The organism is Flavobacterium fluvii (assembly GCF_900129545.1).
Lineage (GTDB): Bacteria > Bacteroidota > Bacteroidia > Flavobacteriales > Flavobacteriaceae > Flavobacterium > Flavobacterium fluvii.
On the sequence record NZ_FQWB01000007.1, the window covers coordinates 1 to 12,667 of the forward strand.

Here is a 12,667-nt window from a genome sequence, read left to right on the forward strand (position 1 = left end):
AAATGAGATTTGAGCTTCCATAACATTAAGATTTATACACAAAGTTACGCATCATTCCATTTTCATCCGGGTTTGTGATTGCTCTTTAATCATGACTATTTCTTTTCGAAAATAATTCTTCGCATCCAAAAGAAAATGAAAACAGTGAAAAAATCATGTTTAATTTTTTAAACCATAAAGCCATGCTGAATTTCATCATCAAAACCCACCAAAAAGACACTGTTTACAAGGGAAACCAAATCTTTATCCTCAATAAGGGAATGAACAGTGGAAAACCCCAAAAAGAACCCTTTTCCAACAGCTTCGTAATTGTATTCCCTGATGAAAGGGATGCCGAAACAGTCTATTGGCTGGCCTACAGCCTTTGGAAATCCAACTTCTGGCACCAATTTTTAATCGGGTCTGTTATTCCATTCTTGCGTATCAAGGATTTCAAGGAAGAATTTGACTCTAAAGTCAATGAAATGATGCTGGAACACGAGCTGCACCAGAAACAAGTCCAAGCGTTGAGGTTACTGGAACAAAAACAAGATCAACTGCATCAAGACATCGTGCTTATCAATGACTTGCGTAGAACCATTTTATCCCGCTTCTGCAGAAAATAATTATTTAATAACTTAAAATATCAATACTATGAAACTATTCATTTTGTACCAAACCGACAGTTGGAAGTCCAAGGCATCGAGAGTGTGTTTTGGAGTTTTTGACACCAGGGCCAAAGCCATCGACAGCGCAAAATGGCAGGAATTATACAACCACTATTCGGAAGTGGTCGTTTTGGAAGTGACCCTCAATCTATTTGAAGAAGTTTGATTTTTGGCAATAAAAAAATGCCCTATCCAAACGGAAAGGGCATTTTAGAGTTTAACCCAAAGGTCACCACAACTAGAGTCAAACTATTTTTTTGTGCTTCTTGATCAAAAGTTTGAGTATCAAAGATATCAAAAAACTGACAACCGCACCAACGGTGGCAAGAATGATCGTTTTCAGGACATCCTCCGAATGCAAATTCGGCAAAACACTCAAAATGGTACCGCCAGCGGTACCAACCACGGTGGAATCACTGTGTTGCATCTTCGTTTTCGGTTGAGGTGGTCAGTTGACTAACCGCGGAAATCACGCCTCCGGCTACTGCCAAATAACCGCCTATGGAGGTTACCACCACCGGCAAAGCTATGGGAGCGGCCAAGAGGGTTCCGCCTACGGCGGCCAATGCCAAACCAATATTTCGAAGCACTTTGAAAAATTTTGGCGTTGGGTTTTTTATTCTTTTTATGAGGTTCATAATAAGTGTTTTAAGATTCAACAATTAACGACACGCTTTCATTGTTTTCGATTGCTTTATAGACCAAGTTTTTTAATTGGGTAAAAGCTTTTCGAGACATCAGGCCTAAACCGGATCCTGAAAGTTTCGTTACGGGAGCAATGCAGCCATTCAATTCCAGCAGGGCGTTATTGGCTGGATGAAACAAAATCAAGCTTCTGTTCTTTACGTCAATTATTTCCAAATGCCACTTGAATTTTGGACTGTAACGCTTTATGATAAAATATTTCCCCTCCGGAATGCAGGAAACCTTCGTTTCGTTATTCTTCCAAGGCAATTCAATCGTGTTGCAGATGAATTTGCCCTCGCATTCGAGTTTGCCGTTGGTTCCGTCGGGGAAATAAGTTCTGGACAGTTTTAAAACCATCCTACAAGCCGCTCACCTGAACCAAGGCCAATGGATTGTAGGCACCATTTTTCAATGGGTACATCTGGCCGTTCACTTCTTGGTAAAACTCGACACCCAAAGCCAAAAACAACGGTTTGGTACTCGCTGGAGTAACCTGGTTGGTTTGACTGATGGCCACCGTTGGAACACTGTCCCAAGGCAAAATCGCAGTTTCTGAATGTGCTTCAACAAAAGTTTCCGCCTCAAAATCAATTTCTGCACCGGCCGAAATAATCTTGAAATGGGTTGTTCCGCTTGGTGCGGCAATCATGTTGGCCGGTACAAACGGATCCAGGTCAACGGTGATTGCACCGGTCGCACGATCAATTGCTCCCACGAATGGGGCAAACAAACTGGTGCCCAATTTTCCCCTGATGTTGAATTCAAAGCCGGCAAGCAATTCCGCCTCGCCATCAATAACGTTTCTCAACCCTCTCACGCTGGTCACGTCCGCCTGGATTACCTTGACCATTGCCTGTGTCAATCGACTGACCATTCTGCCGTCCGCAGAATTCAAGAGCAAAGCTCTCAAGGAGGTTCTCAAAATCTTCCCGGCCTTGCCGGCTCTTCCAAATTCGGAACCGTTCTCGCGGGTTCTCTGGAATGCTGGATCGCTCGCAATTCTGCTCGCATCGATGCCTCCTTTTTCACGAGCCAAATGCCCGTCTTGGGTTTTGTAAAAAGTAATATCCCCGATAGTACCTTTCAACTTGATTATGCCTTTTTGCCTTGCCATAATTTCTAAAATTTAAATTAATAATGTTTCAAAATCCCTCAATCATCATCCTGTTGCAACATCCTTCGATTGATTTCGAAACAAAGATTACACTTAAACCAATAATTTAAAATAGGGTACTGTTCCATTTGTCTTACAGTGGCATAAATGACATTTTTAAACACAAATGTCATCCTGTATCGGAATTGATTACCAAATAGAACCTATATGCTTTTACATATAAATTAATTTTATTAATCAAAATTATATGCTTTTACATATAATTTACTACATTTGTCTAAAATCAATGCAAAAGCATATAATATGACATCGCCAACATAAAGTTGAAATCATTAAAATGGCGATTACATGGGACCAATAAAAAACAATAAACTTCAACCTATGAAACCATTAGCCGATTTTGTAAAAGAGAAACGAAACGAAGTAAAACTTACCCAGGAAGCCTTTGCGGAACGCGCGGGTGTGGCACTTACCGTGATTCGAAAAATAGAACAGGGAAAGGAAAACCTCAACCTCGAAAAGGTAAACCAGGTGCTCAAAATGTTCGGGCATACCCTGGCTCCGGTCAATGCAAGGGAATTATCCAAAAATGAAGACTAAAGAACATGAGAAAAGCAGCCATATATTACAAAACGTTTCTGGCGGGCATCCTCACGGAAACGGACGACGGGGACTACACCTTCGAATACGATGAAAAGTATGCGTTGGAACATCCCAAAGAAGGCATCAGCCTGACAATGCCGGTACGCTCAAAAAGCTACACCGAAAAACGTTTGTTTCCGTTTTTTGAAGGCTTGATCCCGGAAGGCTGGCTTTTGGATATCGCTTCCAAAAATTGGAAAATAAATCCAAACGACCGTATGGGTTTGCTTCTGGCCTGTTGCCAGAATTGCATTGGAGCCGTAAGTATTCAACCAATACAAAACGAAAATGAGTAAGAAGTGTTTATACTGTTATAAGTCATTAGACGATACGGCAATTGTGGATTTCCACGAACAGTGCAGTCTGGAGTTTTTCGGCACCAAACAGCCACCGGCATTCGAACATTCACTAAAACAAATGGCGGAATTAGCCAAAAACGTGGTGGAGCGTAGCGTGGCGGTTCCCGGCGTGCAGCCCAAACTATCTCTGTCCATCGTCAATGACTCTCTGCAGGACGGCAACAAGGGTCGTCTAACCGTTGTCGGAGCCTTGGGAGGAAATTACATTTTCAAACCACCCTCAGACCAGTTTCCGGAAATGCCCGAAAACGAACACCTGACCATGCGAATCGCGGAAGCTTTCGGAATCAACACCGTAAAGTCGAGCCTGATCCGATTGCAATCGGGCGAACTGTCCTATATCACCAAACGAATCGACCGAACGGATACCGGAGAGAAAATCCACATGCTCGACATGTTCCAGATCACGGAAGCTTTCGACAAATACAAAAGCTCGATGGAAAAAGTCGGCAAAGCCCTAAACGAGTATTCGGACAATACTTTGTTGGACAAATTATATTTTCTGGAATTGGGCATTTTCAGTTTCCTGACCGGGAACAACGACATGCACCTGAAGAACTTCTCCATGATCCATTCCGGCGAAACCTGGACATTGGCGCCGGCATACGATTTATTGAACGTGGCTATAATAAATCCGGACGACACCGAGGAACTGGCCTTGACCATCGAAGGCAAGAAGAAAAAACTCAAATGGGAAAATTTCGAAAAGCTGGGCATCAACCTCGGTCTCAACGAAAAACAAATAAAAGGCATCGCCAAGCGTTTCCAGAAAAACAAGGCCGTCGCCATCCAATGGATCAACAATTCATTCCTGTCGGAGGAATACAAGGAGAAATACAAAACCCTGATGGAAGAAAGATACCGCAGCTTGTTTCAGCGGGAATAAACGCATCCTTTTTTTGATTAATTTTACTCCACTAAAGTTTGGCCAACAGTACTTTGCCGTACATCAAAGCCTAATCAAAGCTATAGATAGTGTATGAAAATCGAAAACAAGAGGTTGTGTATCTACCCGAAGGACATACAACGCATTACCGGGAAGAGTTATCGCCAAAGCGTGAGAATGATGCAAACCATCCGCAAAGAGCTCAACAAGCTCCAAAACGAATTGGTGAGCATAGAAGAATTCTGCCAATACACCAGTCTGAAACAGGAACAGGTAATGACCTTGATCGTCGATTAAAATCATTCTCGAAAATCAAAAATCCCGAGGCAACCCGTTCATTTTTTGGCTGACTTAATACGAATAATTGGACTTAATTTTGTAAATTTGGACTATGCAATTTAGGTACTAAATTGAGTCAAAAAAAAAGGGTGCATAATTCGGTGCACTCATTTTGAGAATTGGCTTTAAAGTCAGTAAATACAGGAGGGTTCATAATGTCACAAGTCCCTCTTTGTCCCTCTTTCAAATAAAAAACGCATTCAATCCCAAAACCAGCAGAGCGATAAAAATTTGGCCTAAAGAATAAGTTGGTCTAAAAAGGAAGAATTCAATATTTCTTCCCTCCCCTTAATTGAACTCTAAAAGCTTTTGGCGTTTTATCAAATTCTTTAGAGAATTCGTTCATAATAAAGTAAATTTCTGTATTTTTATTCGCCTCTAACAAAGAAGGCACTTTAAATCTAATTGGTAGTCAGCTATCAATTCACGGCAATCATTTCCATTTTTCAAATATATTTTTACTTTTTTTAAATCGAGCGCACGTTAATTAAAAAACAATAATTACATTTTTTTTCAAAATGCTAAAAACAAAAACTTTTGCTCTCCTTTTATTCCTAATTCAAAATTGCTATTTGTATTCACAAGAAATACTGCCATTTGTTGAAAATTACAGCAAGTTGCATTATCATGGAGACAACCAGATATGGAATGTTGCCCAGGGAAATGACAAGGCAATGTATTTTGCAAACAATCATTATTTGTTGCGATATGACGGCGTGATGTGGGAAAAATATACACTTCCCAACAAAACCATCATTCGTTCCATCATGATAGAAGGAGACAAGATTTACTCCGGCTCTTATAAAGAATTTGGGTATTGGCACAGAAAAGACGGTAAAATGCATTATGTGTCTATTACCAAAAACCTGCGACTATTTGATGAAAAAGACAATGAAGAAATCTGGAAAATTTTCAAATTTAACGGGTCAATTTATTTTCAGTCCTTTAATGTTGTTTTTATCTATAATGGCAAGCATATCCAAAAAACCAGATTTCCATTTCTAATATCTTATTGTTTTGTAGTTGAAAAAAACCTGTATGTGGCATCTGTGGAAAAAGGAATTTTCAAGATGGATGGCACTAGAATTACTCGACCAAAAGGATGGAATGTTCCCAAAAACACAGTTGTTCATGCCATTGAAAAACATCAGGGCAAAGTATATGTTTTTAGCCAGAAAAAAGGAATTTTTATCCACGAAAACAACAATCTCACAGCTTGGCATAATCCCTTAAATGAAATATTAAAAACAGTCACCATCAATGTGGCAAGGTTTACAAAAAACAATCAGCTGATTATCGGTACAGGCAATAAGGGGATTTATGTTTTTGACTTGAATACCAATACCTACAAAAATATCGATCGTGACAATGTCTTGATGAATAACTCCATTTTGAGTATCGGTTTTGATAAAGAGGACGATTTGTGGCTGGGACTGGACAATGGCATTGCCCATGTTGAAGTAAATTCTCCCATCTCCATATTTTACGATAATTCCGGAATTTTAGGCTCTGTATATTCCGTGGCAACTACCACGAAAGGGTATCTGATTGCTTCCAATCACGGCGTTTTCGAATATGAATCAGGGAAATTTACCATGCTTCCCAATACTCAAGGACAAGCTTGGAATATTACCAAAATTGATGATAAATACATTATTGGCCACAACGATGGCACATTCTGTTACGACAATGGTTCTTTTTATAAAATCAACAATGTAAACGGTGGTTGGAATTTATCAAAAAGCAGCATTAACAATACCTGTTTTCAGTCAACCTATAGTGGAATTTTAGTTTATGACGACATTACTAAATCAACCGAGCATAAAACAATTAAAGAGATACTGAAACCCATAAAATATGTGGCACAAAATAAAAAGAACGAAATTTTTGCTGCCGATAATTATCGTGGTTTATACCGGGTTCTATACAACGATGGGTATCAAACAATAAAGGTTGAAAATATTACCCAACTAAGCAAGATAGAAAATGATTTTGGAGTCAAGATTTTCGAATTCAGGAAAGAAATTCTCTTCTTGATCAACAATTCTTGGTATACTTATAATTCATTGACCAACAAGTTGGAAGAGAACGAAATGTTCAATGAGAATTTCAAAAACATTTCGGATGTCGTGGCCATTGACGAAAGTCATTTTGTGGTGCTTCAAGATGGAATTTTATATCATATTTATGCCAATGGCAATAAGTTCGTTTGGAATATCATTCAGGAGAAATATTATAAAGGAAAATTGATTAACGACAACTTGAAGATTTTTAGAGACAAAAATAATTACTTGTTGAATCTGGATGATGGTTTTATTTCACTTCAATTAAAAACCGGCAACAAGCAAAATCTAGACCTTAAAATAGAAGCCTTCAACAATCAAAATCTTGTTGGTGATGATGATAAAATCAATTTTAATTCAGAATTAAGAATTCATGTCGTTTCAGGAATTTATGGCGCCAGAAAACCCAATTTGTTTTACAAACTCAATGACACAAAAAACTTTGTACCCATTATTGATGGTTTGATTGTATTGAACAACTTAAGCAGCGGACTTCATTCTGTTGTTATTTACAAGAACGATGGCGTTAGTTATGATGAGCTTTCCAGTTTTGATTTTAAAGTGGCGCAACCTTGGTATTTTTCTTTTTGGATGATATTGTTGTATGCCGTTTTGATTGGAGTTGTTTTCTTTTTCTATTATAAATGGAACAAGTTGCGTTACATTCAAAAATTGAAATTGCAAGAAGAAGAACTAAAACACCAGAAAGAAATTCTAGAAATGGAATTGAAAGCAGAGAATGAATTGAATATCCAAGAATACGAAAAACACATCCTGGAACTTGAATTGCAAACCAAATCATCCGAAGTTGCAGGAAAATCATTGTCCATAGCCAAGCAAAGTGAAATGATTGACAATATTATTCAAATCTTGGATTCTGAAAAAGATTTCAACAAACTAAAAAGCGAAATCAAAAAAGCAATCAAGATTAATGAGGTAAACAAACACGAATGGGAAATCTTCGAAACCAATCTAAACCAGATTCACAACGAGTTCATCATTAGTCTTTCCAAAAAGTTTCCAAACCTTACTTCAAAGGACATAAAATTATGTGTTTATCTCAAAATGAATCTTTCTTCCAAAGAAATTGCTCCGATGATGAACATCTCGTTTAGGGGTGTGGAACTTCACCGTTATCGTTTGAGAAAGAAATTAAACCTCTCTCAAGAGGAAAATTTGTCCAATTTTTTAGTTACTATATAATTTATCTCGTTAAATTTTAAGGATATTTTATTTTTAAACCACTTTTTATACATTATTACAATACATCATTACTACATCATATCAATATGTTAAAGCTATTTTTGTTAGCACACAATATATTGATTTTCAGTAAAATATATCTATTTTTTTTGATTTTGATGTACTCATGTAGTAGGACTACATGATGTACTACAACGTTGTAATTGCTTAAATTGGCTCTACTAACTTAATCAATCAAAAACTTATGAGAAATTTTATTTTTAGCTTTTTAGCACTATTGCTACTACCGGCTTACATGTCGGGTCAGGCAATTAAAGGAAAAGTAGTGGATGGTAGTGGATTGGGAATTCCCGGAGCCATTATTGTTGCTCAAGAATCCAAAACTACCGCTGAGACAGATTTCGACGGTAATTTTACCATAAATGCCAAAACTGGTGAAATTCTGAAGATTTCAATGTTGGGGTTTGACGCTGTTTCTGTAGCGGCAACTTCCGATTTAATGAATATCAATTTAAAAGAATCGCAAGACACCGCACTGAAAGAAGTTGTGGTCATTGGTTATGGAACTGCCAAGAAAAGAGACTTGACAGGTTCGATCGTGAAAGTTCAGGCAAAAGAAATTGCCGACAAGCCCAACCCCAACCCCATAGTTTCGGTTCAGGGTAAAGTGGCCGGTCTTTCAATCGTCAATTCTGGAAAACCAGGTGAAGATCCCGATGTCAGAATTCGTGGTACGGTGAGTCGATATCAAACCAAACCACTCTACGTGGTTGACGGAATATTTTGTGACGACATCAAATTCATGAATGCTTCCGACATCGAATCCATGGAAATTTTGAAAGACGCCTCCTCTTTGGCTATTTTTGGTGTGCGAGGTGCAAATGGTGTAATCATTGTTACTTCCAAAAGAGCAAAAAACGGTAAAACCACCGTAAATTACAATACTTCCATCGGATTTAAAAACATAACCGATACGCCGTCATTAACAAATGCAAGTCAATTCAGGACGTTATATGATGAACAAAGAAGCAATCAAGGCTTGGCACCTTATTCTCAATACGCTTTGTTCAATGCTGACACAAATTGGATTGATCAAATTAAAAATGACAATGCAACCATCATTACACATAACTTGAGTGTGTCAAATGGCACAGATAAAAACAAGTTTTATTTAGGATTGGGATATATAGAAGATCAAGGATTAATTGATTACGAAAAATACAAAAAATTCACCTTCAATATTAACAACGAAACTCAACTAACAGAGTCCATCAAAATTGGAGTGGCAATGAATGGTTATACTTCTTCTCTACCCCAGTTGCATAATTTTGAAAGTTCCTTGAGAGCAACCCCAATTGTTGCTCCACGAAATGCCGAAGGAATCTACAATCAATTGCCGTTGGAAATTGGCGCCGCCCAAATTGGCAATCCACTTGCAAATGTGGAGGGAAAACAATTCACGCAATTGAATGAAGAAACCAAATACATTGCCAATGCTTTTGCAGAAATAAAAATCATTGAAGGTCTAAAATTCAGAGGGTCTTATTTGTCTGACAACAGTTACAGTAAAGGAAGAGGCTATACTCCTGTTTTTGATGTTTACGTATCCGAGACGGATCAGTTAACTCCATACGGAGGAAATGCCCTTACAAACGTCAATCAGTTTAAAAATGATTTCAAAAGAGCACAACAGGATTATAACTTTACCTATAATAAAGTTTTTGGAAAACATGATTTTACGCTTTTGGCCGGCTACAACCGATTGGAAGAAAATTTTGAAGGACTGAACGGAACTGTCAAACAATTTGTTGGCGGCGAACCCATTCCTTATGATAAAAGATGGTGGTATCTAAATGTTTATCCTTACGGAGACCCTACAACGCGTTTTGCCAATTCAGACCAATGGGACAGGTCAAGCGTGTCGTATTTGGCTCGTATTTTGTACAATTATGATGGAAAATACATAGTGAATGCCTCTTTCCGTCGAGATGGTTCTTCTGAACTTAGCGAAGAAAACCGTTTCCAAAACTTTTGGTCTGTTGGAGCCGCCTGGGACATCGTCAAAGAAGATTTCATGAAAGACCAAACCATTTTTAACCAATTGAAAGTTAAAGGTTCTTATGGTATTTTAGGGAATCAATATTCATCCATTCATTATCCGGCATATCCAGCATATACTACTGGAAGTTCGGCTATTTTTGGAGAATCCGTGGTTCCGGCCTATGTGTTGGCCTACCGAAACAATCCAAATTTGCAATGGGAAACCGTAACTTCTTATGAAGCAGGATTGGAAATGAAGCTTTTGGATAACAGATTGAGTTTTGAAACGGCTTATTTCAACAAAACAACCAAAGATTTATTGACTTTTGTTGACCTTGGAAGCGAAAAATTCTATACCAATGCGGGAGAAATCGAAAATAAAGGATTTGAATTTACGGCTTCTTGGAATGATGAAATAAATGATGATTTGAGTTATTCAATCAGTGGTAATGCCACTACACTAAAAAATGTCGTGAAATCAGTTTACGAACCTGGATTCCAAGTTTTTGACGGCCCTTCCATACTTACGGCAGGTTCTCCTATTGGTTCATTCTACGGATATGTCGTGGATGGCGTTTACCAATCGTATGCCGATGTACTCGCCTCTGCACCAAGTTCATTGGGTGATTACGGTCCTGGAGATTTCAAATATAAAGATGTAAACGGTGACGGAAAAATCAATACCGATGACAGAACCATAATTGGTAATCCAACTCCAGATGTCATGTACGGTTTCTCATTGAGTGCAACGTATAAACAATTTTCATTGTCGCTTGATTTTCAAGGGGTTTATGGAAACGAAATTTACAGGGATTGGGGTAATGGTTCCACATTTGCACCATTCAATTATAGAACGGAAAGATTGGACAGATGGACCGGAGCTGGCACATCAAACTGGGAACCAAGGCTAAACGATGGTTCTGGTTACAATAAATTGGCTTCAACTTACATGATTGAGGACGGTAGTTACTTGAGACTAAGAAATGTACAGTTGGCTTATGATTTTGATTCCAAATTTTTGGAGAAAACATTTATCCAAAGTTTAAGGCTATTCTTGAATTCACAGAATCCAATTACTTGGGCTCATAATTCAGGGTTTACTCCAGAAGCCGGCGGATCGCCAATTTCATTTGGAAAAGACACGGGAGGATATCCTCTTCCAGCGATTACATCTATTGGTTTGAACGCAACTTTTTAACATTAAAACTTGAATAAAAATGAGAAATTTTAAATCTATACTATATATATCGCTACTGGCCGTTGTTGCATTACCGACCTTAAATTCATGTAATGACGATGATTTTTTAGACAGGAAACCATTGGGTACCGCAGTGGAAGGAGATTTGCCGGCGGGAGGTTTTGAAGAAAAAGCTTTTGGTCTATACGGAAAAATGAGGACCCAAGGAGGTGTTACGGATTGGGACAGGTACTGGTTCCAAAATATTCGTTCAGACGATGCCATGAAAGGAAGTTTTCCCGGAGATGCCGCAACTAGAGGCAACATAATGGATCGTTTTGTTTATTCCACAACTGAATTTGCTGCCAATTGGGATGGTCATTACAGCTTGATTTTTGCCTGCAATGATTTGATTGCCGATGTTGACAATTCCGGAAAAACGGATGCCGGAAGCATTATAAACAAAGCAGAGGCTTCAGCCATTCGTGGACTTGCTTATTTTGAATTGCGCAGGGATTATGGCGAAGTGCCCATTATCTTGAAAAAAATAGTCAGTCCAAGCGATGGAATCAAAGCAAAATCTACCGTTGCTGAAGTAGATGTCCAAATTATAAGTGACCTGGAATTTGCAGCAACCCATTTACCTCTTAACTGGCCTGCTTATCCAGGCAGGGCAACCAAAGGTTTTGCCAATTCGATATTGGCCAAACTTTATTTGTACCAAGGCAATTGGGCAAAAGCATTGGAAAAATCTGAAATCGTAATCAACTCAGGGCAATATACCCTTTTCAATTCGTACGAAACTTTATTCAAAGAGCAAGGTGACAATTGCAGTGAAGCCATTTTTGAAGTGCAATTCCTGAGACAAAATGGTGTTGATTATTCGAACAATTATTTTGAATCACAAGGTTATAGGGGTTCGGGTGCTTGGGATTTAGGATGGGGATTCAATGTTCCTACCATTAATTTGTTCAATGCTTACGAAGTGGGAGATCCACGTAAAAACTCCACGATTCTTTTTTCTGGACAAGACGATGGCTACGGCAATGTGGTTCCTCTTAGTGTTGATCAGCCGTATTGGAACAAAAAAGCATATTCCACACCAAGTTACAGAGCCCTTCAAGGAACAGGAAAAAACTTTTGGTTTAACGTGAAAATCATTCGCTATGGCGATGTTATTTTAATGGCTGCCGAGGCTGCAAATGAACTGGGAAACAGAACAAAAGCGGCTGGTTATGTCAACCAAATTCGTAAAAGAGCAAGAGGCAACACCGCTGGAATACTTCCTGACGTACCTGCAGATGCCAACCTCAAAAATGCAATAAAACACGAAAGAAGAATAGAATTGGCAATGGAAGGAGAACGTTTCTATGATTTAGTTCGTTGGGGTGATGCCACAACGGTATTGAGCAGTTTAGGATATCAGGACAAAAACAAATACTATCCTATTCCCCAAACAGCCGTTGATCAATCTGGAGGGGTTTTAAAACAAAATCCTAATTATTAATAA

At 38.6% G+C, this 12,667-nt stretch carries 13 protein-coding genes; 9 read left to right on the forward strand and 4 right to left on the reverse strand.

The features are described from left to right. Positions 1 to 155: 155 nt before the first annotated feature. Together BUC16_RS14210 and BUC16_RS14215 are read left to right on the forward strand one after the other, a co-directional pair. Positions 156 to 605 carry a DUF6943 family protein gene (locus tag BUC16_RS14210; RefSeq protein WP_244534370.1) on the forward strand — a complete coding sequence of 150 codons (450 nt, stop codon included), beginning with the start codon at positions 156 to 158 and terminating at the stop codon, positions 603 to 605. A gap of 28 nt (positions 606 to 633) precedes the next feature. Beyond that, positions 634 to 813 (forward strand): hypothetical protein, encoded by a 180-nt coding sequence (locus tag BUC16_RS14215; RefSeq protein WP_073371473.1) that lies wholly within the window; start codon positions 634 to 636, stop codon positions 811 to 813. Between the two features lie 78 nt (positions 814 to 891). Here BUC16_RS14215 and BUC16_RS14220 read toward each other — a convergent pair whose 3' ends face one another. The 4 genes from BUC16_RS14220 to BUC16_RS14235 are packed head-to-tail and all read right to left on the reverse strand — an operon-like array spanning position 892 to position 2,448. Further along, the gene (locus BUC16_RS14220) at positions 892 to 1,074 is read right to left on the reverse strand and encodes a hypothetical protein (protein ID WP_073371474.1); all 183 of its coding nucleotides are present in this window, start codon (positions 1,072 to 1,074) and stop codon (positions 892 to 894) included. Beyond that, positions 1,061 to 1,285 (reverse strand): hypothetical protein, encoded by a 225-nt coding sequence (locus tag BUC16_RS14225; protein WP_073371475.1) that lies wholly within the window; start codon positions 1,283 to 1,285, stop codon positions 1,061 to 1,063. The genes BUC16_RS14220 and BUC16_RS14225 overlap by 14 nt, the downstream gene beginning before the upstream one ends. Positions 1,286 to 1,295: 10 nt before the next feature. Next, the gene (locus BUC16_RS14230; RefSeq protein WP_073371476.1) at positions 1,296 to 1,691 is read right to left on the reverse strand and encodes a DUF5675 family protein; all 396 of its coding nucleotides are present in this window, start codon (positions 1,689 to 1,691) and stop codon (positions 1,296 to 1,298) included. A 1-nt stretch (position 1,692) separates the two neighbouring features. After that, positions 1,693 to 2,448 carry a hypothetical protein gene (locus tag BUC16_RS14235; protein WP_073371477.1) on the reverse strand — a complete coding sequence of 252 codons (756 nt, stop codon included), beginning with the start codon at positions 2,446 to 2,448 and terminating at the stop codon, positions 1,693 to 1,695. Between the two features lie 381 nt (positions 2,449 to 2,829). Between BUC16_RS14235 and BUC16_RS14240 the strand changes: the two genes are divergently transcribed. The 7 genes from BUC16_RS14240 to BUC16_RS14270 all read left to right on the forward strand — a co-directional run bounded on the left by BUC16_RS14240 (position 2,830) and on the right by BUC16_RS14270 (position 12,664). After that, a complete protein-coding gene (locus tag BUC16_RS14240; RefSeq protein WP_073371617.1) occupies positions 2,830 to 3,048 on the forward strand; it encodes a helix-turn-helix domain-containing protein in 219 nt (72 codons plus the stop codon). 5 nt (positions 3,049 to 3,053) lie between these two features. Continuing rightward, positions 3,054 to 3,386: a HipA N-terminal domain-containing protein gene (locus BUC16_RS14245; protein ID WP_073371478.1), complete on the forward strand. Its 333-nt coding sequence runs from the start codon at positions 3,054 to 3,056 to the stop codon at positions 3,384 to 3,386. Next, the gene (locus BUC16_RS14250; protein ID WP_073371479.1) at positions 3,379 to 4,335 is read left to right on the forward strand and encodes a HipA domain-containing protein; all 957 of its coding nucleotides are present in this window, start codon (positions 3,379 to 3,381) and stop codon (positions 4,333 to 4,335) included. Before BUC16_RS14245 ends, BUC16_RS14250 begins: the two co-directional genes overlap by 8 nt. Before the next feature lie 114 nt (positions 4,336 to 4,449). Then, positions 4,450 to 4,632 (forward strand): hypothetical protein, encoded by a 183-nt coding sequence (locus tag BUC16_RS14255; protein ID WP_244534371.1) that lies wholly within the window; start codon positions 4,450 to 4,452, stop codon positions 4,630 to 4,632. A 560-nt stretch (positions 4,633 to 5,192) separates the two neighbouring features. Then, positions 5,193 to 7,940, forward strand: coding sequence for a helix-turn-helix and ligand-binding sensor domain-containing protein (locus BUC16_RS14260; protein WP_073371481.1), 2,748 nt, complete (start codon positions 5,193 to 5,195; stop codon positions 7,938 to 7,940). Positions 7,941 to 8,184: 244 nt separating this feature from the next. Beyond that, entirely contained in the window at positions 8,185 to 11,178 is a 2,994-nt protein-coding gene (locus BUC16_RS14265; RefSeq protein WP_073371482.1) for a SusC/RagA family TonB-linked outer membrane protein, read from the forward strand. Positions 11,179 to 11,197: 19 nt separating this feature from the next. After that, positions 11,198 to 12,664 carry a RagB/SusD family nutrient uptake outer membrane protein gene (locus BUC16_RS14270; protein WP_073371483.1) on the forward strand — a complete coding sequence of 489 codons (1,467 nt, stop codon included), beginning with the start codon at positions 11,198 to 11,200 and terminating at the stop codon, positions 12,662 to 12,664. Positions 12,665 to 12,667 lie beyond the last annotated feature (3 nt).